Source organism: Paracoccus contaminans (assembly GCF_002105555.1).
Classification (GTDB): Bacteria; Pseudomonadota; Alphaproteobacteria; order Rhodobacterales; family Rhodobacteraceae; genus Paracoccus; species Paracoccus contaminans.
The window spans coordinates 1,125,064-1,147,478 of sequence record NZ_CP020612.1 but is presented as its reverse complement, the minus strand read 5'-3'; the positions used below and the strand labels follow the sequence as shown (position 1 = coordinate 1,147,478).

Genomic DNA, 22,415 nt, shown 5'->3' with positions numbered 1-22,415 from the left:
GGTTCTCCCTCGCCCACCCCCAGGGGTTTCGCGCGCGTGGCCTGTCGCTGGTCTGACCACCCGACCTGAGAACCGCAGCCCCGACCTTCCGCAACATTCACCCGATGTCGCCTTTCACCGAGCAGCCAACCAGAAGAGGAGACCACCCATGGCTGACCTGACACCCGCCACCCGACCCCATGCAGCCATCCCCGATCTGCCGACTTCCGTTCGGTCTGGCCGCACCCTGCTGGCCCTCGATCTCGGCACCACGACGGGATGGGCGCTGCACGGCCTTGATGGGCTGATCACCAGTGGCACCGCCTCCTTCCGTCCCGGCCGCTTCGACGGCGGCGGTATGCGCTATCTGCGATTCACCAACTGGCTAGGCGAGCTGGATCGTCTGTCCGGGCCCATCGCATCCATCTGGTTCGAAGAGGTCCGTCGCCACGCCGCAACCGACGCCGCCCATGTCTATGGCGGGCTGATGGCCACGCTGACCGCATGGGCGGAACTGCGGGGCGTGCCTTACGAGGGCGTCCCGGTCGGCACGATCAAGCGCCACGCCACCGGCAAGGGCAACGCCGACAAGGCGGCGATGATTGCCGCCGCCCGGGCAAGGGGCTTCAGTCCCGCCGATGACAACGAGGCTGATGCCATCGCGATCCTGTTCTGGGCACTCGAGACTAAGGGGGGCCTGCGATGACCGGGATGCGTTTCATGCCGAAAGGCTATGGCGGCCGTCGTCGGAACCCCGATGAGGTCAAGCGTGATGGCTGGCGCGAACAGCGCGTGTTGGCCGTCGCCCTCGACGATCACCGCCTGACTTGGCCCGAACGGGAACTGGTGCGCCAGCTTGGCGAGAAGCTTTATGGCCCGGCCACCAGCGGGCAGGAGGTGCAGCGATGAACGTCTGGACCCCCTCGCTGGTCGAAGAACGCCTGGCCGAAGCCGCCTTCGTCCTGAAGCGTCTGCCCGAGCCCCGCAGGCAGGGTTACTTCAGCACCTGGCCTGCGGTCTTGCACAGCTTTGGCGACAAAGTCGGGCAGGAACCCAAACCGATGCGCGTGCTTCCCTCGCCGCAGGCGATTAGCCGCATGGAGGAAACCCTGACGTGGACCGCCTGCCTCGAGCCCGTGGACGGTCGCATCGTCTGGATGAAAGCCCACGGCGAGCGGTGGAAGGAGATCTGCTGGTCCGCGGGGCTGCACCGATCCGCCGCGCATCAGCACTGGCAATTCGGCCTCGCCGTGATCGCCCTCACCCTCAACAAGCGGCGGTTCAACCGCAACCTGTCGAAGCAGCGCGTGATCGAACTGGCCAGTGGCGCGTAACCCCGCGCGCCAGATAGAAAATTGTCCGCCGGACAGTTTTCGAAGGGACAGAAAGCCCTCTCCCGGGCTAGAAAGTTGATATGCTCGGGAGAGGAGCGCGCGGGGCAGGGGGCCACTGGCTTCCGGTATTCAGCGAGAGTCCGGTCGGGGTCCATCTCCGGCTAGTTGGCGGTTCCTTCCGGGCGATATTCGTATGCTGGCGGGCGAAGCGCGGTACATCGCTAGCGACAGGGCCGGATTTTTGGGAAGCCACCCGGAAGCCAGCATCGCCTGAACCCGCCTGAAACACTGCAAATTCAAACCCTTGAAGCTGGACACCCCTGGTGCCCGCTGGACCCCGCGTGGAGTCCAGACTGGACCCCGGAGTCCGGAAGCCAAGGGTATCCACCTGATCCGAGGAATGACCCGACGATGACGCTGAGCTTTGCCCCGGATCGGATCGAGATGTGGCCGTTGGCGAAGCTCCAGCCCTATGCTCGCAATGCGAAGGCGCATGGCGACGACCAGGTCGCCAAGATCGCCGCCAGCATGGCCGAGTTCGGTTGGACCGTGCCTTGCCTCGTGGCCGAAGAGGGCGAGTTGATCGCGGGCCATGGCCGGGTGCTGGCCGCCACGCACCTGGGGCTGACCGAAGCACCGGTGATCGTACTCGGGCATCTGACCGAGGCGCAGCGCCGGGCATACCGCATCGCCGACAACAAGTTGACCGAGCTCGGCACCTGGGACGAGGCGCTTCTGTCGGCGGAACTGAACGATCTTCTGGCCGAGGATTTCGACCTGTCATTGGTCGGCTTTTCGGACGGCGAGTTGGACAAGCTGCTGGCGTTCGTGCCGGAAGAGGACGGGCAAGAAGGTGGCGCCGGGGGCTCCATGCCGCCGGTGACCATCCCCGAACCGCCGCGCAATCCTGCGTCGCGCACCGGCGATCTGTGGATCCTTGGCGACCACCGCCTGCTCTGCGGCGACAGCACCAGCGCGGCCGACGTGCGCCGCCTGATGAATGGCGAGCGCGCGATCCTGTTCGCGACGGACCCGCCCTATCTGGTGGACTACGACGGCTCGAACCATCCCACGCGCAACAAGGACTGGAGCCAGTCCTACGGCGTGACCTGGGATGACAGTAGCCAGGGCGCGGACCTCTATGACGGCTTCATCGCCGCCGCAGTCGCTGAGGCGATCACCGAGGATGCCGCCTGGTATTGCTGGCACGCCTCGCGCCGCCAGGCGATGCTGGAAGCCTGCTGGGAAAAGGCCGGCGCCTTCGTCCACCAGCAGATCATCTGGGTGAAGGATCGCGGGGTTCTGACCCGGTCGCACTACCTCTGGAAGCACGAGCCCTGTTTCATGGGCTGGCGCCGTCCGAACCGACCACCGAAGGTGGCCGAGGAAACGCTGCCCTCGACATGGGCGCTGCCAAGTTTCGCCAAGGATGATCGGCCCGATCACCCCACGCCGAAACCGCTCGACGCCTTCGGTATCCCGATGCGTCAGCACGTCGCCCGAGGCGGGCTTTGCTACGAGCCGTTTTCGGGCTCCGGCTCGCAGATCATGGCGGGCGAAGCCAATGGCCGGCGCGTCTTCGCGATGGAGATCAGCCCGGCCTATGTCGATGTCGCCGTGGAGCGCTGGCAGGCCGAGTCGGGCCGCGACGCAATCCTCGACGGCGACGGTCGGACCTTTGCGCAGGTGAGAACCGAGCGACTGGGCAACGACGCCGAACCCCCGGCCGACGCGCCGGACACGGACGCAGCTCCCGAACCCGCGCGAAAGCGCAAGACCGCCGCGTGACATGCATGACCTGGCTCTACCTTCCTCCGGAGACACTTCCGGAGCCGGATACGCATGCCTCCTCGGCCTCTCGCTCTGTTCCGGCGCAGGCGGGCTCGATCTCGGGCTCACCATCGCCATCCCCGGATATCGTGCTGTGGGCCATGTCGAACGGGAAACCTACGCCGCAGCCACTCTCGTGGCGCGGATGGAAGACGCGTCCGTGGATCAGGCTGTTGTCTGGGACGATGTTGCCACCTTCGACGGCCGCCCTTGGCGCGGCGCGGTGGACATCGTCACTGCGGGCTATCCGTGCCAGCCGTTCTCCGTCGCGGGCAAGCGCCGGGGTGCCGACGACCCGCGCCACCTCTGGCCCCATGTCGCCCGCATCATCGACGAGGTCCGGCCGCCCTTCGTCTTCCTCGAGAATGTCGCCCATCATCTCCGCCTCGGCTTCCCCGAAGTCGCCAGCGGACTGGTCGGCATGGGCTACCGCCTTGCGGCAGGCCTCTTCACGGCGGCGGAAGTCGGCGCCCCCCCACAAGCGCGAGCGGCTATTCATCCTCGCCATCCGCGAAGGGGACGAGTTGGCCGACCCCGCGCGCCTGCTCTGGGACCCGGTCGAGTGGCGGGAACCGGACGGAGCTGCTGCGGCTCTGGCCGACGCCCCGGGCCAGCGCCAACGAGAACCGGCAGACGAAGCCGACGCCATCGCAGGCGGCGGGGCAGCATGGGATGAACCTCGCGACGACGGCCGCGCTCTGGCCGACGCCGATGGCGAACGACGGCAACAAGCCGAGCGCGGGCAACCGCCGCTCGGCCGACCTGACCCATTCGGCGGGGCTGTGGATGACGCCGACAGCGCGGGATCACAAGGATGGCGCGACGACACTGGCGAACACGCCGGTGAACGGCCTGCTTGGCCGCCAGGTCCTGGTGATGCCGATGGCTGGGAGCGATACCTCCGATGTGCGCCGGACCTTGAACCCGCTGTTCGTCGAGGCGCTGATGGGCTGGCCCACCGGGTGGACCGGCTTCGCCTCTGTGGCAACGGAGTGGTCCCCTTGGTTGCGGCGCATGCGCTGCGAACTTTGGCTGCTGAACTGCTGGCCGATGGATGAGGCAGTGCGATGAAGCAAACCCGCCTCATGTCGCTGGTCGAGGCCGTCGCCAACGTAATCGTCGGCTACGGCGTCGCCGTGGTCACGCAGACCTTGATTTTTCAGGTCTTCGGGCTGCACACGACGCTGGCCCAGAACCTGAAGATGGGCGCGGTGTTCACCGTGGTGAGCATCGCGCGTTCCTTCGCCTTGCGGCGGCTGTTTGAACGGATCAGGGTTGCCAATCGCTCCGGCGACCGTGGCGGACATGCAGAACCCGCACCGCCCCGTCGATGACAGCAAAGTAGATGCGCCAGCGCGTCGCCTTTCCATAGAGCGCGCGACGGACGGCCAGATCGAATTCACGCGACTCTGGAGCAATCGGATGAGCTTCAGGCATTGTGCCAAGGTCGAGAATGGTGTCGCGGATTCCCGCCAGCCATTCGTCCGCCGCCCTCGGGTTGCGATCCCGCAGGTAGGTCCATGACGCTGTCAGATCATCCGCCGCATTCGGCGTGATGATTACCGGCAAGGGGGTGGTCATTGGGTCTGGGCGAGGCCATCAAAGAACTGGCCCGCCTCGACACCTTCACCCGCACGGGCCTGCGTCAGACCCTTGCGGATCCCGGCGACGGTTTCGGCATAGTCGAGCTGGTCTTGCATCTCTTGCCACGCGGCGGCGTCCATCACGACGACCGAGGGCTTGCCATTCACGGTCAGGATCTGCGGCCGACCGGTTTCCTTGATCTGCGCGATCAAGCGCGCCGAATCCCGCTTGAACTCGGTCAGCGGGCTGATGTCTTTGGTAATGTTCATGACTGGCCTCCCGGCGCGCATCGAATTAGGTGCGAATATAGCGCCTTTTCCGATGCGCGTCGAGGGCTGCTGCACCTACTTCAGGGTGTAGACCCGCCCGCGTCCTTCGACCTTCTCGGAGGTCACCTCGAGCCCGAGCTTCTTCTTCAGGGGGCCCGCCATGGCCCCCCTGACAGTATGGGCCGCCCATTCTAGCGCGGTGGCGATCTCCTCGATGGTAGCGCCGCCCGGCGCGCGCAACATTTCGATCAGGGCTTCCTGCTTGGTGCCTTTCCGGCGCTGGACCGGTGCGGTGGCGGTTTCGGCTGCCTTCGTGGTCGTTTCGGCTTCCGTGATCCCGAGCGTGGTCTGTGCCAGCGGCGTCGCGCGCAGGGTGATCGGGCCGCGCTCCTCGTCGTACCGCCAGACGGTGTTGAGGTCGGTGGCGGGGATTTCCTCGATCAGCCCAAGCTTCAAGAGGCTCTTGCAGACATTGCCGACGGCGCCGCCCTTTAGCTTGGCGGTGACGGGAAAGACCGCGCCATCGTCGCGCGCGCAGGCCGCAGAGAGGACAACGGCTTGGGTGTCGGTAAGCTGGATCTGGGTCATGGGGTCGTCTCCGTTTTGGGGGCCGCGACCGTCGCAGCCCTCCTACGACCCCAAGCCGCGCTGGGCGCGCGGCGAGAGTGCTGGCGTTGCGGATGCTCACTCGGCGTGTTCGCCTTCCTTGAAGGCCATGTCGGTGATCTCGCGCAGCTTGGCGCGATAGTGGTTCAGGGTGCCGACGTGGCCCCAGTTGATCTCGTCGGGGCTGGTCTCTAAGTGGTCGGCGCCGAGGGCGGCGAGGCGCTGCAGCATCGCGTCGATCTCGAACTTGGCGGTGATGAAGGCGTCGAGGGCTTTGGTGTTATCGGTGGCGCGGCGGGTCATCTTGGTGGGTCCTTGGTGCGTTGCATCGTCCTTCTGGAGACACGTTCGCTCCGTCCGTGCCGCTTATCAACTCGATAAGCATATGATCTTGAATGATAATCGGAGCCGTCGATGCAGGGCATGAGCGAGCGCCAGTACGCCGCCCATGTCGGACTGTCGCGGGGCGCGATCCAGAAGGCGAAGACGGCCGAGCGTCTGGTCCTCTATCCCGACGGCAGCATCAACGCGGCGGCCAGCGACGCAAGGCGTGCCGAGTCGACGGACCCGTCGAAGACCCGCAAACCGCCCGCGCCGAAGCTGAAGCCCGTCCCCGAGGCGGCGGTGGCCGCCGTCGGCGACACCCTGCGCGAACAGGGACTGGCGGTACCGGCGGTCGGCGGCGGCACGACCTTCCTGCAGGCCAAGACGGCGAACGAGGTGCTGAAGGCGCAGGAGCGGCGCATCCGGCTGCAGAAGCTGAAGGGGGAGTTGATCGAGCGGGCCCGCGCGCTGGCGCTGGTGTTCCGGTTGGCGCGGGAGGTGCGGGACGCATGGGTGAACTGGCCTGCGCGGTCGTCGGCATTGATGGCGGCGGAACTGGGTGTGGAACCGGCCGCGATGCAGAAGGCCTTGGAAAAACATGTACGCGCCCACCTCGACGAACTCGCCGAGGTCCGGCCCGACTTCCGGTGATGATGACGCACTGACGGATTTCGACGGCGCGGGCGAGATCCTGCGCGCCTGGGGCAACGGGCTGCGGCCCGACCCGGATCTGACCGTCTCGGAATGGGCCGACCGGCACCGGATGCTCTCGGGCCGCGCCTCGGCCGAAGCGGGGCGGTACCGCACCGCGCGCACGCCCTACATGCGCGAGATCATGGACCGGCTCTCGCCCGGCGATCCCGCGCAGCGCGTCGTGTTCATGAAGGCGGCGCAGGTCGGCGCGACCGAGGCGGGCAACAACTGGATCGGGTTCGCCATCCACCAGGCGCCGGGGCCGATGCTGGCGGTCCAGCCGACGGTGGAACTGGCGAAACGGAACTCGCGCCAGCGGATCGACCCGCTGATCGACGAGAGCCCGGAGTTGCGGGAGCGGGTGAAGCCCGCGCGATCCCGCGATGCGGGCAACACCATGCTGTCGAAGGAGTTCGCGGGCGGCATCCTGATCATGACCGGGGCGAACTCGGCGGTCGGGCTGCGCTCGACCCCGGCGCGGTACATCTTCCTCGACGAGGTCGATGCCTATCCGGCCTCGGCCGACGAGGAAGGCGATCCGGTCACGCTGGCGGAAGCCCGGTCGCTGACCTTCGCCCACCGGCGCAAGGTGCTGCTGGTCTCCACGCCGACCATCCGGGGGCTGTCGCGCATCGAGCGGGAGTTCGAGGCGTCCGACCAGCGGCGCTACTTCGTGCCGTGCCCGCATTGCGGCGCCATGCAGTGGCTGAAGTTCGACCGGCTGCGCTGGCAAAAGGGCCGCCCGGAGACGGCGGAGTATCACTGCGAGGGCTGCGACGCGGCAATCGCGGAACACCACAAGACGGCGATGCTGGAGGGCGGCGAATGGCGGGCGACCGCCACCGCCGCCGATCCGACCACGGTCGGGTATCACCTCTCGGCGCTCTATTCGCCGATCGGCTGGCTGAGCTGGGAGCGGATCGTGCGGGCCTGGGACGCGGCACAGGGGTCGGACGAGGCGATCAAGGCGTTCCGCAACACCATCCTCGGCGAGACATGGGTCGAGACCGGGGAAGCCCCGGACTGGCAGCGGCTCTATGACCGGCGCGAGCGGTGGACATCCGGCACGGTGCCCGCGGGCGGGCTGTTCCTGACCGCCGGTGCCGACGTGCAGAAGGACCGGATCGAGGTCGATGTCTGGGCTTGGGGCCGCGGGCTCGAGTCCTGGCTCGTCGATCATGTCGTCATCGAGGGCGGGCCCGACCGGCACGACGCGTGGTCGGAGCTGACCGCGCTGCTGGACAAAAGCTGGCCGCACGAACGCGGGGCGCATCTCAGGATCGTGCGGCTCGCCATCGACACGGGCTACGAGGCCCCGGCGGTCTATTCCTGGTCGCGGGCGCAAGGCTTCGCGCAGGTGTCGCCGGTGAAGGGCGTCGAGGGGTTCAACCGCTCGAGCCCCGTGTCGGGGCCCACCTTCGTCGACGCGACCGAGGGCGGGAAACGCCTGCGGCGCGGGGCGCGGCTCTGGACCGTGGCGGTCTCGACCTTCAAGGCCGAGACCTATCGCTTCCTGCGGCTGGCGCGGCCGACCGAAGAGGAGATGGCCGACGGGGCGGTGTTCCCGCCCGGCTCGGTGCATCTGCCGTATTGGGTCGAGAACGAATGGCTGAAGCAGTTCGTCGCGGAACAGCTGGTGACGGTGCGCACCAAGCGCGGCTTCGCCCGGCTGGAATGGCAGAAGCTCCGCGAGCGCAACGAGGCGCTGGATTGCCGGGTCTATGCCCGCGCCGCCGCCTGGATCGCGGGCGCGGACCGCTGGTCTGAGGAGAAATGGCGCGACCTCGAGGATCAGCTCGGGGCCGCCCCCACCGACAGCGATCCCGCCGGGCAGATCAACCGGCCGGGACAGGCCCCGCAGGGCAAACGCCGATCCGACTGGCTCGGGCGGCGCGGAGGATGGTTTTGAACATGACCGACTGGACGGAAACCGAGCTATCGGCGCTGCGCCGGGCCTATGCCAGCGGCACGACGCGCGTCAGCTATGACGGCAAGTCGGTGGATTACGGCTCGGCTGAAGACCTGCTGGCGCGCATCCGGACCATCGAACGCGCCATCGCGGGAACGACGCGGCCGCTGCCGGTTGCCGGGCTGGCTGGCTTCTCGCGCGGGGATCGGTGATGTCGGCGACCTGGTTCGATCATGCCATCGCCACGGTGGCGCCGCGCATGGCCGCGCGCCGCGTGATGGCGCGGCAGGCCTTCGAGACCCTGACGCGGGGCTATGACGGGGCCGCGCGTGGGCGTCGCACCGAGGGCTGGCGCGCGCCGGGATCCTCGGCCGACACCGAGATCGGCGTCGCCGGGGCGCTGCTTCGCGACCGGATGCGCGATCTGGTGCGCAACAACCCGCATGCGGCCAAGGCCGTGGCGGTGCTGGTGAACAACATCATCGGCGCGGGCATCATGCCGCGCGCCGCGAGCGGCGACGACACGCTGGACCGCAAGGTCGACGCGCTCTTCGAGCGCTGGACGGCGGAGTGCGACGCCGATGGCCAGCTCGACTTCTACGGTCTGCAGACGCTGATCTGCCGCGAGATGGTCGAGGCGGGCGAGGTGCTGGTGCGCCGCCGCCTGCGGCGATCCTCGGACGGGCTGCCGGTAACCACTGCAGTTGCAGGTGTTGGAGGCCGACTTCCTCGACGCCACCAAATCCGGCGCCATCGGCGCGGGCCGCCTCGTGCAGGGGATCGAGTTCGACCCGGTCGGCAAGCGCCGGGCCTACTGGCTCCATGCCGAACACCCTGGCGATGCCTATGGCGCATTGCAGAACGGGTTACAGAGCCGCCCGGTGCCAGCGACCGAGATCGCCCATGTCTACGAGAAGCAGCGCACGCAGGCGCGCGGCGTTCCCTGGGGCGCGCCGGTGATCCGCAGCTTGCGCGATCTCGACGACTACGAGGTGGCCGAACTGGTCCGCAAGAAGACCGAGGCCTGTGTCACCGCCATCGTCTTCGGCGACGACGAGGCGCAGCAGGGCATTGCGCCCTCCGTGGTCGACGCCGACGGCAATCGGGTGGAGCAGTTCGAGCCGGGGCTGATCGCCTATGCGCGTGGCGGCAAGGACATCCGCTTCAACCAGCCTGCCGCCACCGGCGGCTATGGCGAATACAAGCGGGCGAGCCTGCACACCATCTCGGCCGGGTTCCGGGTGCCCTACGAGCTGCTGACCGGGGATCTGTCCCAGGTCAACTATTCCTCGATCCGCGCCGGCCTCGTGGAGTTCCGCCGCATGATCGACGCGGTGCAGTGGCAGCTCTTCATCCCGATGCTCTGCGCACCGGTCTGGCGCTGGTTCACCGAGGCCGCATGGGCGGCGGGCCAGATCCCGACACCCGATGTCCCGATGGAATGGTCGCCGCCGAAGTTCGACGCCGTTGATCCCTACAAGGATGCGATGGCCGACCTGCTGGCAATCCGGACAGGCACGATGACGCTGGCGCAGGCCATCGCCCGGCAGGGCCACAACCCGGATGCGGTCCTCGCGGAAATCGCAGCGACCAACGCCAAGCTGGATGCTCTGGGGCTGGTCCTCGACAGCGACCCGCGCCGCGTCACGAAAACCGGCAGCGCGCAAACCAGCGACCCGGCCAGCGATCCGGCCGAACCCCCATCCGACGCAGAGGAGAAATAGGGCCATGCCCGACACGATCATGGCGGCACCGGTCGCCCTTCCGATGCAACTGCGGCGCGCGCCCATCTTGCCCGCGACCGTCAATTCCGAGGCCCGATCCGTCGACGTGGTCTTCACCACTGGCGCGGCCGTCCGGCGGCGGCGCTGGACAGGCTGGGACACCTCCGTGCCCTTCGACGAGATCCTCGAGGTCAGCGACCGCGCGGTGGACCTGACGCGCCTCAATGCCGGGGCCCCGGCGCTCGACAGCCATTCGGTCTGGTCCTCGCATTCGCAAGTGGGCGTCGTCGAACGCGCCTGGATCGAGGGCAAGGAGGGCAAGGCCACCATCCGCTTCCCGCGCGAGGGGCTCGACCAGGCCGCAGACCGCATGTTCGGCCTGATCAGCGACGGCATCATCCGCAACGTCTCTGTCGGCTATTCCATCGAGCGGGTGAAGGTGGTCGAGCCCGCCGCCAAGGGCGAGGTCGAGCAACGCATCGTCGAGCGCTGGACCCCGCTCGAGGTCAGCTTCGTCACCGTTCCTGCTGATCCCCGCGCGCAAGTGCGTGCTGCCGATCAGGCCAGCTATCCCGTCGAGATCGTCGACACCCGCATGCAAAAGGAGGCATCCATGCCTGAGAGCACGACCAATGTGGCCGGGGATGTCCCCGCCTTGACCGAAACCCGCCAGCAGCCCGAACCGGCCGCCGCGCGCATGCCGGACCCCACTCCGGCACCCGACACCGAGGCCATCGCCACCCGTGCCCGCGAGGCCGAACGCGACCGGGTGTCCACGATCTACGATCTGACCGGCCGTCTGAACCTCGAGCGCGGCTTCGCCGAGGATCTGGTCAACCGCGGTGTCAGCGTGGATGAATCCCGCCGCCTGATCCTCGACCAGGTCGCGGCCAGGTCCGACGAGACCCGCACCTTCCCGCATGTCTCCGTGCCCCTTGGCGGCCGCGACGAGCGCATCACCCGCCGCGATGCCGTGGCGAACGCGCTCTTGCACCGCTACAGCCCGACGCTCTTCCCGCTGGAAGACGCCGCCCGCCAGTACCGCGGCATGACCCTGCTGGAACTGGCCCGCGAAAGCCTCGGCAATGCGGGGGTCAACACGCGGGGTCTCTCGCGTGACGAGGTGGCGACGCGGGCGCTGCACTCGACCTCGGACTTTCCCGAGATCCTGTCGGCCGTCACCAACAAGACCCTGCGGCAGGCCTATGACGCCTATCCCCGGACCTTCGCGCTCTTCTGCCGCCAGGTGCTGGCCACCGACTTCAAGTCCATGCACCGGGTCCAGCTGGGCGAGGCGCCGCAGCTTCTGGAGGTCGGCGAAAGCGGCGAGTTCAAGCGCGGCACGCTCGGGGAGAGCAAGGAGAGCTACAAGGTCAAGACCTATGGCCGAGTCGTCGCGATCACCCGGCAGGTGCTGATCAACGACGATCTCGACGCCTTCACCCGGATCCCGGCGATGTACGGCAACTCTATCGCCCAGCTGGAAAGCGACGTGGTCTGGGGCATCATCACCGCGAACCCGGCCATGGCCGACGGCAACGCGCTGTTCCACACCACGCACAAGAACCTCGCAGGCACCGGTGCCGCGCTCGATGTCGGCAGCGTGGGCGCGGCCCGCGCCGCGATGGCGCTGCAGACTGGGCTCGACAAGAAGACGGTGCTGAACATCCGGCCCGCTTTCCTGATCGTCCCGGCCGCGCTCGAACTGAAGGCCGAGCAGCTGGTCGCTCAGAACCTCGTCCCCGCTGACAGCGCAAAGGTGGTGCCGCAGTCGATCCGGACCCTCTCGCCGATCAGCGAGCCGCGCCTCGATGCCGCCAGCGCCACCTCCTGGTATCTGGCGGCCTCGCCCAACCAGATCGACACCATCGAGTACGCCTATCTCGAGGGCCAGCAGGGCGCCTACATCGAGACCCGCAACGGCTTCGACGTCGACGGGGTGGAGATCAAGTGCCGCCTCGACTTCGGGGCCAAGGCCATCGACTGGCGCGGCCTCTACAAGAACCCGGGCGCGTAACCCGCACCCCGACATGCTGAACCCTGACACGCGGGCGGTCCTGACGGGCCGCCCTTCGTCTTTCCACGAGGATCACCCCCATGAAAACCTACGTCCAGCCCGGCAACACCGTCACCCTGACCGCGCCCTATGCCGTCACCTCCGGCGATGGTCTGCTCGTCGGCTCCATCTTCGGCGTGGCCTCCGGCACCGCCGCCCTCGGCGAAGGTGTCGAAGCCGCGCTCGTCGGCGTCTACGAGCTGAAGAAGCTCGGCTCGCAGGCTTGGGCCGTCGGCGACCGCATCTACTGGGACAACACCGCCCGTCAGACCACCAAGGTCACCACCTCGAACACGCTGATCGGCGTGGCGACCGAGGCGGTAGCGGGTGGCTCGGGCGATGTGATCGGCCGGGTGCGCTTGAACGGGGCGTTCTGATGAGCGCCTTCGCTGCCGCCGTCGGCGCGCTCTTCGCCGATCCGAACATCGGGCGGGACGCGGTCTACATCGCCGACGGCGGCGCGCCGGTCCTTGTGCGCATCGTCGCCCGGCGTGCCGATGCGGTCACCGACTTTGGCGATGCCCGGCTCTGGTCCGAAACCACCCGGATCGACCTGCGGGTGGCCGAAGTTCCAGCCCCCCGCCCCGGCGACCGCATCGAGTTCGACGGCGACGCCTTCCTGATCCAGGGCGAGCCCGTCCGCGACCGTGAGCGGCTGGTCTGGACCGTCGATCTGAGGCCAGCGTGACCGCGATGAAGCTCAAGCTCGACATCGATCCCGACATCGTCGCGATGATGGCGGCCGAGGTTGCGGCGGGCGAGCGGGCGGTGTCGGCCGCGATCCGCGAGGCCGGGACAGGGCTGAAGGCGGCGTGGCGGCTGCAGATCACCGGCGCGGGCCTCGGGCCCCGGCTCGCCCGCACAATCCGGTCGGAGCAGTTCCCCAAAGCGACGCCCAGCCTGAACGCGGCGGCCGTGGTCTGGTCCAACGCCCCGGTCATCGTCGGCGCGCACGACACCGGCCCGCTGATCCGCTCGAAAAATGGGTTCTGGCTCGCGATCCCCACACCCGCCGCAGGCAAGTCCCTGCGCGGCGGCCGGATCACCCCGGGCGAATGGGAACGCCGGACCGGCCTGCGCTTGCGGTTCATTTATCGCAGTCGGGGACCGAGCCTGCTGGTGGCCGAGGGGCGGCTGAACACGAAGGGCCGTGCCGTGGCGTCACGGTCGAAGACCGGCCGGGGCCTCGTCACCGCGCCGATCTTCCTGCTGGTGCCGCAGGTCAAGCTGCCGAAGCGGCTGGACCTGGCGCGGGATGCAGCTCGGGCGCATGACGCCGTGCCGGGGTTGATCGTGGCGGGGTGGCTAAATTAGCGAACCTAATTCGCTCTGATTTCTTAACCTCGTTCCTGATTTGGCATCCGAACATCGCGACCCGTCAACATTGGATTTTGACCGAATGCAGCGCGATCAATCAGGTCAGCATGAGTAGGGTGTAAAAGCCTGACAGTCGGCAGATTGTCGAAGATCTCATACTTTACCGCATATTTGCGGAAGTTCTTTCCTTGGTCGGAGGTGCAGTTGTAAAACAAGATCAGGAGTTCCTGATCCGATAGCTGGGACCTGATCAGTTTTGCATGGTAAGGACGCGCCTCTGCACTTTCATCAATAAGTCGAAAGAAGTTGTAGAGGAAGCGAAAGTAGTGCCCTAGCTCCAGTTGGCTGTCCTTCCAAAATACCCTGTATGAAACATCCAATATCTTGGAGGGGCCGTGCTTTGGCTGCCCCTTCTTTTCATTGTCGCGATAGATTTTTGTTAGGCGAGTGTAGAATACTCTGAAGCAATCGCGCCCATTTGTGGTCACTGATGTTTCGGATGAAACAAGGTCTATAGAGTTCACAATTGAATTGTGAACAGACAACATTTGAAAGAACGTGCTTTCAAAGCTCTGCAGATTAATGGAGCGAATTTGCGCTTCCAACGCGTCGGCGGATCGCTCAAGCTCTAGTCGCGATTCTGACAACTCTATTCTTTGCAGTACGATCGTTACGAGCACACCAATAAAGGAAAGAAAAGTCAGGACAGGATTGAGCAATCCTGCAGCGAAGTCTCCCCAGGGGCCAAGCGATTTGAAGGTCTCAACATTACTCGCGCCATGATAGAAAACGCTCACAACAAAAAGAAGCGCAATCGCTGCAAGCGCAATCAGAGAGAAAAGAAACTTCCAACTTATTGAAGCCGGGGCTCGTTTTTTGTCAGCAACTTTTTCGTTCAAATCTATCTCCTTGGGGTCAGCACCACATCAGTCGAAGTGTAGAGTCACAAGATACGCGCAAGAGACCGTTTATGCCCACCCCCCGCGAAACCATCCTCGCTGCGCTGCACGCGCGGCTCTCGGCGTTGCCCGCCACCGCCCTGCGCGGCGACGTGCTGCCAGAGCGCGTGCCCTCTGCGGGCATCCTGATCCTTCGCGACGGCGAGCCGGGGGTGCCCGAGGTCACGCTGTCGCCGCTCCGCTATCACTATCAGCACCAGGCCGAGATCGAGGCGGTCGTTCAGGGTGCCGCCCGTGATGCCGCTTTCGACACGCTCTGCGCCAGTGTCGGCGCGGCGATTGCCGCCGACCGCACGCTGGGCGGGCTATGCGATTGGGTGGAGGCGGAAGCGCCTCGCCCGGTCGATCTGCCCGTCGAGGGTGCCGCCAGCCTGAAGGCAGCGGTGATCCCGGTCATCCTGCACTATTCCACGGCCGATCCACTGGCCTGACCCCTCTCACGATAGGAGAACACAATGGCACGAGCCCATGGGGCGCGGGCGCAGATGGCGCTTGCGTTCGAATCCGTCTACGGCACCGCGCCCGCCACGGGCTATCGCACGGTGCCGTTCGCCAGCACCACGCTCGGCTCCGAACAGCCGCTGATCGCCTCGGAACTGCTGGGCCAGGGACGCGACCCGTTGGCCCCGATCAAGGACGTGGTCACCGCCGATGGTGATGTCGTGGTGCCGATCGACGTCGAGAACTTCGGCCTCTGGCTGAAGGCGGCCTTCGGTCAGCCTACGACCACCGGCACGACGCCCAAGACCCACACCTTCCAGTCGGGCAACTGGACGCTGCCGAGCATGGCCATCGAGACGGCGATGCCGGAGGTGCCGCGCTATGCGATGTACACCGGTTGCGTCTGCGACCAGCTGTCGTGGCAAATGGCGCGGTCGGGTCTGCTGACCGCGACGGCGCGGCTGGTGGCGCAGGGAGAAAGCGTCGCGGCAACCACGGCCGCTGGCACGCACACCTCGCTTTCGCTGCAGCGGTTCGGGCATTTCAACGGGGCGATCACGCGCAACGGCTCGCCCCTCGGCAACGTCATCTCGGCCGAGGTGACCTATTCCAACGGCCTTGACCGGATCGAGACCATCCGATCGGACGGTCGCATCGAGGGCGCCGACCCCGGTATGGCCGCGCTGACCGGCCGGGTGGAGGTCCGCTTTGCCGACACCGCCCTGATCACGCAGGCCATCGACGGCACGCCCTGCGAGCTGGTCTTCGCCTGGAGCCTCGGCGCCAACGCCAGCTTCACCTTCACCGCCCATGCCGTCTACCTGCCGCGCCCCCGGATCGAGATCCCGGGTCCGCAGGGCATCCAGGCCACTTTCGACTGGCAGGCGGCCAAGGCCACCAGCCCCGCCCGAATGTGCACTGCCGTCCTCGTCAACACCGTCGCAACCTATTGAGAAGGCCCGTCATGCTGACCCTCGACCTTTCGAACGCGCCGCAATGGTGCGACCTCATCCCCGGCGTGCGTGTCCGGCTCCGCCCGCTCACTACCGCGCTGATGGTTTCGGCGAGGGGCGATCCTGCGATTGCCGACCTGGCCGAAGGGGCGGCGACCGAGGAGGCCGCGCTCGCCATGGCCAAGGCGCTGGCGCGGCGGGCCATCCTCGCGTGGGAGGGGATCGGGGATGCGAACGGCAATCCCATCGATCCGAGCCCCGAGGCTATCGACGCGTTCCTCGACATCTGGCCCGCCTTCGAGGCGTTCCAGACCCTGTACGTCGCCAAGGCCCTCCTGTTGGACGCGGAAAAAAACGCCTCTGCGCCCTTGCCGACTGGTCCTTCGGTGGGGGCGAGGGCTACTGCGCGGCCTGCGGAACAACCTGTCCTGACTGCCCCGCACGGCTGAACCGGCCGCTGACGCTGGAGGGTGCGCAGGTCTGGGACCTGGCGCAGCGCCTTGGTGGCCAGATGCGCGTCATCTCCGGCGCGGTGATCGGCTGGGACATGGGCGCGGCGCTGGCCTTGGGCGCGGCCCTCGGCATCTCCCCGCCTGCTATCGCCGAACTTCTGCCCGCCCTCGAGGCGGTGATGGTGCGCCGCGTCAACGAACAGATCGCAGCGAACCGCGACTGATCCCATTCCAACCGGAGCCCCGATCCCATGGCCGAAAAACGCGTCTCCGTCCGGCTCGCCGCCGTGGGCGGCCGCCAGGTGCGCGCGGAACTGGAAGGCATCGGCGAGGCAGGCTCGCGCGGGTTCGGCCGTCTCTCTGCCGAAATGGAACTCGCCAACACGCGCCTCGCGAGCTTCGCGCGCCGGGCCGGGATCGCGCTGGCGGCCGTCACGGCCGCGGCGGCGGCGGCCGGGGTGGCGATGGTTCGTTCAGGGCTGGCCAACATCGACGCGCAGGCCAAGCTCGCGCAGTCGATGCGAACGACGGTCGAAAGCATCCAGACCCTGACCTGGGCCGGAGAACTGGCGGGCGTCTCGATGGGCGAGATCGAGCAGGCGACGAAGAAGCTGACCACGCGGCTGTCAGAGGCCGCCAGCGGTTCGGGCGCGGCGGTCGGTGCGCTCCGGCGGCTGAACCTGACGGCGGCGGAACTGCAGGCCCTGCCGCTCGACCAGCGCATCGTAGCGATCCAGGACGCGCTGAACCGCCTCGTGCCTGAGGCGGAGCGGGCGGCCGTGGCCTCCGACCTCTTTGGCGACCGGGCGGCGCTGGCCTTCCTGCGGATCGACAGCGCCACCTTGCGCGATGCCGCGCGCGACGTGCAGAATTTCGGGGTGGCGGTCAGTGCGGCGGATGCGGCGCAGATCGAGCGGACGGGCGACGCAATCGCGCGGCTCAGCCTGATCTGGACCGGCCTCGTGAACCGCCTGACCGTGGCCGTCGCCCCGGCGCTGGAGACCATCGCGACCAAGCTCGCCGACATGGCACGGGCCACGGGGCCCATCGGGCAGGCGATCACGATGCTCTTCGACAACCTCGGGCGGCTGGCCACCTATGCCACGACCTTCGCCGCCGTCATGGCCGGGCGCTGGGTGGCTGGCATGGCGGCGGCGGCCCTGTCGGTGCGCGGCCTCGCCACGGCTTTGGTCTTCCTGCGCGGCGCCCTGATCCGCACCGGCATCGGGGCGCTGATCGTCGGTGCGGGCGAGCTCGTCTATCAGTTCTCGCAGCTGGTGGCCCGTGTCGGCGGGGTGGGCGAAGCATTCCGCCTGCTCGGCGATCTGGCCCGCGAGGTCTGGTCCCGCATCGGCCTGTCGCTGGACGCGGTGCTGGCGCGAATGGCGGCCGGATGGGAGGGCCTGAAGGCGGCCGGTCTCTCGGCGCTGGAAGGCACCATCGCGGGTGTCGTCAGCTTCGGCGACCGGACGGCGGCGATCTTCCAGGGGGCCTATGACGCGGCGGTGGCGATCTGGGGCAGTCTGCCCGGTGCCATCGGCGACTTCGCCTTCCAGGCCGCGAACGGGCTGATTTCGGGCATCGAGGCGATGCTGAACGGGGTCGTCACCCGCATCAACAGCTTCATCGAGACGCTGAACGCGGCCCTCGCCCTCTTGCCAGAATGGGCGACGGGCGAAGGCGGGGTGACGATCGGCACCCTCGACCCGGTGGAACTGGGCCGCCTCGGCAATCCCTTCGAGGGGGCCGCGACCGCTGCGGGCGCGGCGGCGGCGGATGCCTTCTCGGCCGCGCTGTCGCGGGCCTACTTCGAGCCGCCTGATCTTGGCCTCGGCGCAATGGCCGACGATGCCCGCGCTCGGGCCGATGGCTATCGCGAAGCGGCGGGGATGTTCGCCGATGCCGCCGGTCGGCCGCTCGCCAGCTGGCAGGCGCTGAAGGATGCGGTGACCGGCACGGGGGTCGACGCTGAGACTGCGCTGTCGGATGCCGCCGCTGCGGCCGGGGCGCTGGGCGAAGAACTGGACGATACCGGCGGAGCGGCGGGTCGCGCCGGTGCGGCCGGGCGACAAGCAGGGGCCGACACTGCCGACGGAGCCGAGCAGGCCCTGACAGGCTGGCAAGCCGTCACCGCCGCACTTGCCGATTATGCCGCGAAGGCGCGCGACATCGGCGGGGATATTGGCAGCGCGCTGGTCGGGGCCTTCCAAAGCGCGGAGAACGCCATCGGTGACTTCGTGAAGACCGGGAAGCTCGATTTCCGGGATCTGATCACGTCGATGATCGCCGATCTGGCCAAGCTGGCAGCTCGCCGCTTTATCCTTGGCCCCATTGCCAATGCCCTTTCCGGCGCGCTGGGCGGCGCCGGTGGCATCTTCGCCAACATCCTGCATGCGGGCGGCATGGTCGGCGCCCCCGGTCCCGGCCGGGTGGTCCCGGCCATGGCCTTCGTTGGTGCCCCGCGCATGCACAACGGGGGCTGGGCCGGGCTTCGCCCCGATGAGGTGCCCGCGATCCTGCAACGCGGGGAGCGGGTCCTCTCCCGGCGCGAGGCGGCCGGTTACGGCCAGTCGGGCGCCTCCACCGTCAACGTCACGATCAACGCGCGCGACGCCGAGAGCTTCCGCCAGTCCCGGACGCAGGTCGCGAGCGACATTGCCCGCGCCGTGTCGCTGGGCCGGAGGGGGATGTGATGGCCTTCCACGAGGTCCGGTTTCCGGACAACATCAGCCGCGGAGCGCGCGGGGGGCCGGAACGACGCACGCAAGTGGTCGAACTGGCCAGCGGTGACGAGGAGCGCAACGCCAGCTGGGCGAATTCGCGCCGCCGCTATGATGTGGCCTACGGCATCCGCCGCGCCGACGATCTGGCAGCAGTCGTCGCCTTCTTCGAGGCAAGGAACGGCCGCCTGCATGGCTTCCGCTTCAAGGACTGGGCGGACTACAAGTCCTGCCTGCCGTCGCAGGCCGTCGCACCAACCGATCAGCCTATCGGTACCGGCAATGGTGCGGTCAACACCTTCGCTTTGCTGAAGCGTTATACCTCCGGCGCGCAAAGCTGGACCCGCGCTATTGCCAAGCCGGTGGCAGGGACCGTCCGTCTTGCCCTGAACGGCGTCGAGCAGATGACCGGCTGGAGCGTCAACACCACCACCGGCAGCGTCACTTTTACCACCGCCCCCGGTGCGGGCGTCGCAATCACGGCAGGCTTCGAGTTCGACGTTCCTGTCCGCTTCGACACTGACATGCTCGACGTCACCCTCGACCTCGAGCGGCTGGGGTCGATCACATCCATTCCGCTGCTGGAGATCCGGCGATGAACGAAGAAACCGGCTTTGTCGCCGCGGTGCTGCGCGATCTCGCGACGTCCACCGCCGTCATCCTGGCCGCTTGGGGCGCGCTTGGCGGAGCAACCAACGCGCTCACTACCCGGATGCGCCTGCGCGATGCGCTGCGCCACATCCTGCTGGGCGGTCTGATCGCCGCCGGGATGGGCAGCCTGTCGATGGCGGTCATCACCGCCTGGCTCGACCTGCCATCCCAGGCAATCCCGGCCGGGGGTGCGGCGGGCTCCGCCGCCTATCTCGTCGGCGTCTTCGGCCCCGCCTTCATCGAGGTCGTGCTCGCCCGGCTGCGCGGCAGCAAGGGGGGCAACGGTGATGCATGAACTTCTCCGCATTGCGCGCTCATTCCGTTGCGACGCCGCCGACCCGGGCCAGACCTTCAGCCACCGCCTGCGCATCGGCCTTCTCGTCGCCGTCCTGATCCTGATCCTCTCAACACTCTTCGGGTGATCCCATGCAAATGACTGATCGGGGCCTGCTGGCCCTTGTCCGGCACGAAGGACTCGTGCCCGGACCTTATCTCGACGTCAAAAACGTCTGGACCTTCGGCATCGGCCATACTGCAGCCGCCGGTCCGCCCGATCCGGCGCGGATGCCGCGCGGCATGCCCGCCGATCTCGACGCCGGGATCCGCGAAGCGTTCCGGCTCTTCCGCGCAGACATCGTGGCCTACGAGGCAGAAGTTCTGCGCGCGGTGAAGGTGCAGCTGGAGCCGCACGAGTTCGATGCGCTGGTCAGCTTCCACTACAATACCGGTGGCATCGCCAAGGCATCGCTGACCCGCCATCTGAACGCGGGCAACCGCGCCGCCGCAGCGCAAGGGTTCATGGGCTGGCTCCGCCCAGCCGCGATCCGCGCTCGCCGCGAGGCCGAACGCGATCTGTTCCGCGACGGCCGCTATCCGACCGGTACCATTCCGGTCTGGGCGGTGGATCGCAACGGACGGGTGGATTTCTCGAGGCCCATTCGGCGACTTACCGAGACCGAGGCGCTGGCATTGCTGCGTCCGGCGAGCACTCGCGTGCCGCCGACCGTGCCACTGCCGGTACCGACCCAACCGTCTACCGCCCCGTCGTGGTGGCAGCGGCTGATGGATTTTCTCAAAGGAAAGGCAACATCATGAACTGGAACCTCGCACGAGGGCTTGTCTATCTGGCCTGTCTTGCCGCCTCCGGGCTGGCCATGGCCGGGCTGGCGGATTTCGATCTGGTGACCGGGAGCTTTGATCTGCGTCCGTTCAATCTCTATGCCCTGACTGGCACAGCCGGGGGCGTGGTCTCTTCGGCGTTGGCCTCGGTCGCCCTGTGGCGGGGCTGGGGGCGGAAGTGAAGGCGCTCCAACCTGCGCTGCAGGCCCATCTCGACGAGGGCACGACGACGCTGGCCTGGTGCTGGCGGATCGTGCGGGCCGATGGGGTGACGCTTGGCTTCACCGACCACGACCGAACCCTGACATTCGATGGCACCGATTTCGAGCCGGAGAGCGGCTTCGCGGCCTCCGAAGTGCGGTCGGGGACTGACTTGTCTGTCGATGCGCAGGATGCCCAAGGTGTGCTGTCCTCCGACCGGATCACCGAGACGGATATCCTCGACGGCCGCTGGGACAATGCCTCCGTCGAAGTGTGGCGGGTGAACTGGGCCGCGACCTCCCAGCGCCTGCTGATGCGGCGTGGCGCTATCGGTCAGATCCGGCGCGGGCGGCTGGCGTTCGTGGCCGAGGTGCGATCCCTTGCGCATGTTCTTGGCCAGACGGTCGGGCGAACGTTTCAGGCGAGTTGCGATGCCGCCCTTGGCGATGCGCGTTGCGGGGTCAATCTCGAGGCCCCGGCGTTCAAGGACACCGGTGCGATCATCGACACGCTGCGCGACCGGGCCTTCACAGCCTCAGGGCTTGGTGGTTTCACGTCCGGCTGGTTCACCTTCGGCACCCTCGACTGGACGAGTGGGGCCAATGTCGGGCGGCGGGCTGAGGTATTGTCGCATGACCTTGTCGACGGTGTCGCCATCCTGACCCTGCTGGAAGCCCCGGTGCGCGCCATCGCCGCGACGGACACCTTCACCATCCGCGCCGGATGCGACAAGCGCATCGCGACCTGCGGCACGAAGTTCGCCAATGTCACTAACTTCCGAGGCTTCCCCAACATCCCCGGCCAGGATGCGGTCCTGCGCTATGCCACCACTGACGGCGGCCACGAGGGGGCTGTGCTGTGATTTCGGTCGATTCCGACAGGGTCATTGCCATCGCGCGGTCCTGGCTCGGTACGCCCTACCACGATCAAGCCAGCCTGAAAGGCGTCGGCTGCGATTGCCTTGGTCTGGCGCGCGGCGTCTGGCGTGAGGTGGTGGGGCCGGAACCTTTCCCGATTCCGCCCTACAGCCGGGACTGGGGTGAAAGTGGCCCGCGCGAAGTTCTGGCCGATGGCGCGCGCCGCATGTTGCCGGAGATCGCACCCACCGATGCCCCGCCCGGCGCGCTGATCCTGTTTCGCATGATGCCCCGTGCCATTGCCAAGCATGTTGGCATCCTCACCGGTCCCGACACCTTCCTGCACGCCTACGAGCGGCTCGGCGTGATCGAGGAACCGCTGACCCCAACGTGGCGACGCCGCATCGCCTTAGCCTTCCTCTTTCCCCAACGCTGAG

Annotated in this window: 32 protein-coding genes and 1 pseudogene; 28 read left to right on the top strand and 5 right to left on the bottom strand. The window is 67.4% G+C overall.

What is annotated here, in order from left to right; all coding sequences use genetic code 11:
• The first annotated feature begins 148 nt into the window (after nt 1-148).
• From B0A89_RS05425 to B0A89_RS05400, 7 genes are all read left to right on the top strand, one after another.
• Entirely contained in the window at nt 149-685 is a 537-nt protein-coding gene (locus tag B0A89_RS05425; RefSeq protein ID WP_085377268.1) for a hypothetical protein, read from the top strand.
• Nucleotides 682-888: a hypothetical protein gene (locus B0A89_RS05420; protein WP_085377267.1), complete on the top strand. Its 207-nt coding sequence runs from the start codon at nt 682-684 to the stop codon at nt 886-888. Before B0A89_RS05425 ends, B0A89_RS05420 begins: the two co-directional genes overlap by 4 nt.
• Nucleotides 885-1,313, top strand: a complete 429-nt coding sequence (locus B0A89_RS05415; RefSeq protein WP_085377266.1) for a DUF6362 family protein — start codon at nt 885-887, stop codon at nt 1,311-1,313. The genes B0A89_RS05420 and B0A89_RS05415 overlap by 4 nt, the downstream gene beginning before the upstream one ends.
• Before the next feature lie 411 nt (nt 1,314-1,724).
• Nucleotides 1,725-3,101 carry a site-specific DNA-methyltransferase gene (locus tag B0A89_RS05410; protein ID WP_085377265.1) on the top strand — a complete coding sequence of 459 codons (1,377 nt, stop codon included), beginning with the start codon at nt 1,725-1,727 and terminating at the stop codon, nt 3,099-3,101.
• 1 nt (nt 3,102) lies between these two features.
• A complete protein-coding gene (locus B0A89_RS05405) occupies nt 3,103-3,819 on the top strand; it encodes a DNA cytosine methyltransferase (protein ID WP_240558651.1) in 717 nt (238 codons plus the stop codon).
• A complete protein-coding gene (locus tag B0A89_RS15125; protein WP_240558650.1) occupies nt 3,816-4,214 on the top strand; it encodes a hypothetical protein in 399 nt (132 codons plus the stop codon). The genes B0A89_RS05405 and B0A89_RS15125 overlap by 4 nt, the downstream gene beginning before the upstream one ends.
• Before the next feature lie 14 nt (nt 4,215-4,228).
• Nucleotides 4,229-4,477, top strand: coding sequence for a DUF7220 family protein (locus B0A89_RS05400; RefSeq protein ID WP_420814423.1), 249 nt, complete (start codon nt 4,229-4,231; stop codon nt 4,475-4,477).
• Here B0A89_RS05400 and B0A89_RS05395 read toward each other — a convergent pair.
• The 4 genes from B0A89_RS05395 to B0A89_RS05380 form a co-directional block, all read right to left on the bottom strand.
• Entirely contained in the window at nt 4,413-4,724 is a 312-nt protein-coding gene (locus B0A89_RS05395) for a type II toxin-antitoxin system RelE/ParE family toxin (RefSeq protein ID WP_085377263.1), read from the bottom strand. The two genes, B0A89_RS05400 and B0A89_RS05395, sit on opposite strands and share 65 nt — an antisense overlap.
• On the bottom strand, nt 4,721-4,996 hold the full coding sequence (locus B0A89_RS05390) for a type II toxin-antitoxin system Phd/YefM family antitoxin (protein WP_085377262.1): 276 nt from the start codon (nt 4,994-4,996) through the stop codon (nt 4,721-4,723). Before B0A89_RS05390 ends, B0A89_RS05395 begins: the two co-directional genes overlap by 4 nt.
• 75 nt (nt 4,997-5,071) lie before the next feature.
• Nucleotides 5,072-5,584, bottom strand: a complete 513-nt coding sequence (locus B0A89_RS05385) for a DUF3489 domain-containing protein (RefSeq protein ID WP_085377261.1) — start codon at nt 5,582-5,584, stop codon at nt 5,072-5,074.
• Nucleotides 5,585-5,680: 96 nt separating this feature from the next.
• Nucleotides 5,681-5,905 carry a hypothetical protein gene (locus tag B0A89_RS05380; protein WP_085377260.1) on the bottom strand — a complete coding sequence of 75 codons (225 nt, stop codon included), beginning with the start codon at nt 5,903-5,905 and terminating at the stop codon, nt 5,681-5,683.
• A gap of 111 nt (nt 5,906-6,016) precedes the next feature.
• Between B0A89_RS05380 and B0A89_RS05375 the strand changes: the two genes are divergently transcribed.
• From B0A89_RS05375 to B0A89_RS05340, 9 genes and pseudogenes are all read left to right on the top strand, one after another.
• Nucleotides 6,017-6,577 carry a hypothetical protein gene (locus tag B0A89_RS05375; protein WP_085377259.1) on the top strand — a complete coding sequence of 187 codons (561 nt, stop codon included), beginning with the start codon at nt 6,017-6,019 and terminating at the stop codon, nt 6,575-6,577.
• Nucleotides 6,525-8,528, top strand: a complete 2,004-nt coding sequence (locus B0A89_RS05370; RefSeq protein ID WP_085377258.1) for a phage terminase large subunit family protein — start codon at nt 6,525-6,527, stop codon at nt 8,526-8,528. The genes B0A89_RS05375 and B0A89_RS05370 overlap by 53 nt, the downstream gene beginning before the upstream one ends.
• Nucleotides 8,529-8,530: 2 nt before the next feature.
• Entirely contained in the window at nt 8,531-8,740 is a 210-nt protein-coding gene (locus B0A89_RS05365; RefSeq protein WP_028030714.1) for a phage head-tail joining protein, read from the top strand.
• Nucleotides 8,740-9,165: pseudogene (locus tag B0A89_RS15315) on the top strand (phage portal protein); the annotation flags it as partial. The gene B0A89_RS05365 and the pseudogene B0A89_RS15315, both read left to right, overlap by 1 nt.
• A 76-nt stretch (nt 9,166-9,241) precedes the next feature.
• Nucleotides 9,242-10,252: a phage portal protein gene (locus tag B0A89_RS05360; protein WP_276207448.1), complete on the top strand. Its 1,011-nt coding sequence runs from the start codon at nt 9,242-9,244 to the stop codon at nt 10,250-10,252.
• Between the two features lie 4 nt (nt 10,253-10,256).
• A complete protein-coding gene (locus tag B0A89_RS05355; RefSeq protein WP_240558649.1) occupies nt 10,257-12,269 on the top strand; it encodes a prohead protease/major capsid protein fusion protein in 2,013 nt (670 codons plus the stop codon).
• A gap of 80 nt (nt 12,270-12,349) precedes the next feature.
• On the top strand, nt 12,350-12,685 hold the full coding sequence (locus B0A89_RS05350) for a DUF2190 family protein (protein ID WP_085377257.1): 336 nt from the start codon (nt 12,350-12,352) through the stop codon (nt 12,683-12,685).
• The gene (locus tag B0A89_RS05345) at nt 12,685-12,996 is read left to right on the top strand and encodes a head-tail joining protein (protein WP_085377256.1); all 312 of its coding nucleotides are present in this window, start codon (nt 12,685-12,687) and stop codon (nt 12,994-12,996) included. The genes B0A89_RS05350 and B0A89_RS05345 overlap by 1 nt, the downstream gene beginning before the upstream one ends.
• Nucleotides 12,997-13,001: 5 nt before the next feature.
• The gene (locus B0A89_RS05340) at nt 13,002-13,622 is read left to right on the top strand and encodes a DUF6441 family protein (RefSeq protein ID WP_085377255.1); all 621 of its coding nucleotides are present in this window, start codon (nt 13,002-13,004) and stop codon (nt 13,620-13,622) included.
• 23 nt (nt 13,623-13,645) lie between these two features.
• Here B0A89_RS05340 and B0A89_RS05335 read toward each other — a convergent pair whose 3' ends face one another.
• Nucleotides 13,646-14,524 carry a putative phage abortive infection protein gene (locus tag B0A89_RS05335; RefSeq protein WP_157115254.1) on the bottom strand — a complete coding sequence of 293 codons (879 nt, stop codon included), beginning with the start codon at nt 14,522-14,524 and terminating at the stop codon, nt 13,646-13,648.
• Nucleotides 14,525-14,595: 71 nt separating this feature from the next.
• On the opposite strand from B0A89_RS05335, the gene B0A89_RS05330 reads away from it, so the two are divergent.
• The 12 genes from B0A89_RS05330 to B0A89_RS05285 all read left to right on the top strand — a co-directional run bounded on the left by B0A89_RS05330 (nt 14,596) and on the right by B0A89_RS05285 (nt 22,414).
• Entirely contained in the window at nt 14,596-15,015 is a 420-nt protein-coding gene (locus B0A89_RS05330) for an acyl-CoA transferase (protein WP_085377253.1), read from the top strand.
• A 24-nt stretch (nt 15,016-15,039) separates the two neighbouring features.
• Nucleotides 15,040-15,978, top strand: coding sequence for a phage tail tube protein (locus tag B0A89_RS05325; RefSeq protein ID WP_085377252.1), 939 nt, complete (start codon nt 15,040-15,042; stop codon nt 15,976-15,978).
• 11 nt (nt 15,979-15,989) lie between these two features.
• Nucleotides 15,990-16,427: a hypothetical protein gene (locus B0A89_RS05320; protein ID WP_085377251.1), complete on the top strand. Its 438-nt coding sequence runs from the start codon at nt 15,990-15,992 to the stop codon at nt 16,425-16,427.
• A gap of 62 nt (nt 16,428-16,489) precedes the next feature.
• Nucleotides 16,490-16,654 (top strand): DUF7697 family protein, encoded by a 165-nt coding sequence (locus tag B0A89_RS14815; RefSeq protein WP_169712137.1) that lies wholly within the window; start codon nt 16,490-16,492, stop codon nt 16,652-16,654.
• Between the two features lie 27 nt (nt 16,655-16,681).
• Nucleotides 16,682-19,123, top strand: coding sequence for a phage tail tape measure C-terminal domain-containing protein (locus B0A89_RS05315; protein ID WP_085377250.1), 2,442 nt, complete (start codon nt 16,682-16,684; stop codon nt 19,121-19,123).
• Nucleotides 19,123-19,749, top strand: a complete 627-nt coding sequence (locus B0A89_RS05310; protein WP_085377249.1) for a DUF2460 domain-containing protein — start codon at nt 19,123-19,125, stop codon at nt 19,747-19,749. The genes B0A89_RS05315 and B0A89_RS05310 overlap by 1 nt, the downstream gene beginning before the upstream one ends.
• Nucleotides 19,746-20,096 (top strand): hypothetical protein, encoded by a 351-nt coding sequence (locus B0A89_RS05305; RefSeq protein WP_085377248.1) that lies wholly within the window; start codon nt 19,746-19,748, stop codon nt 20,094-20,096. The genes B0A89_RS05310 and B0A89_RS05305 overlap by 4 nt, the downstream gene beginning before the upstream one ends.
• Nucleotides 20,086-20,223, top strand: a complete 138-nt coding sequence (locus B0A89_RS14570; RefSeq protein ID WP_157115253.1) for a hypothetical protein — start codon at nt 20,086-20,088, stop codon at nt 20,221-20,223. The genes B0A89_RS05305 and B0A89_RS14570 overlap by 11 nt, the downstream gene beginning before the upstream one ends.
• Before the next feature lie 4 nt (nt 20,224-20,227).
• Nucleotides 20,228-20,896, top strand: coding sequence for a lysozyme (locus tag B0A89_RS05300; RefSeq protein WP_085377247.1), 669 nt, complete (start codon nt 20,228-20,230; stop codon nt 20,894-20,896).
• Nucleotides 20,893-21,102: a hypothetical protein gene (locus B0A89_RS05295; protein ID WP_085377246.1), complete on the top strand. Its 210-nt coding sequence runs from the start codon at nt 20,893-20,895 to the stop codon at nt 21,100-21,102. Before B0A89_RS05300 ends, B0A89_RS05295 begins: the two co-directional genes overlap by 4 nt.
• Entirely contained in the window at nt 21,099-21,983 is an 885-nt protein-coding gene (locus tag B0A89_RS05290; RefSeq protein WP_085377245.1) for a DUF2163 domain-containing protein, read from the top strand. Before B0A89_RS05295 ends, B0A89_RS05290 begins: the two co-directional genes overlap by 4 nt.
• The gene (locus tag B0A89_RS05285; RefSeq protein WP_420814433.1) at nt 21,983-22,414 is read left to right on the top strand and encodes an NlpC/P60 family protein; all 432 of its coding nucleotides are present in this window, start codon (nt 21,983-21,985) and stop codon (nt 22,412-22,414) included. Before B0A89_RS05290 ends, B0A89_RS05285 begins: the two co-directional genes overlap by 1 nt.
• Nucleotide 22,415 lies beyond the last annotated feature (1 nt).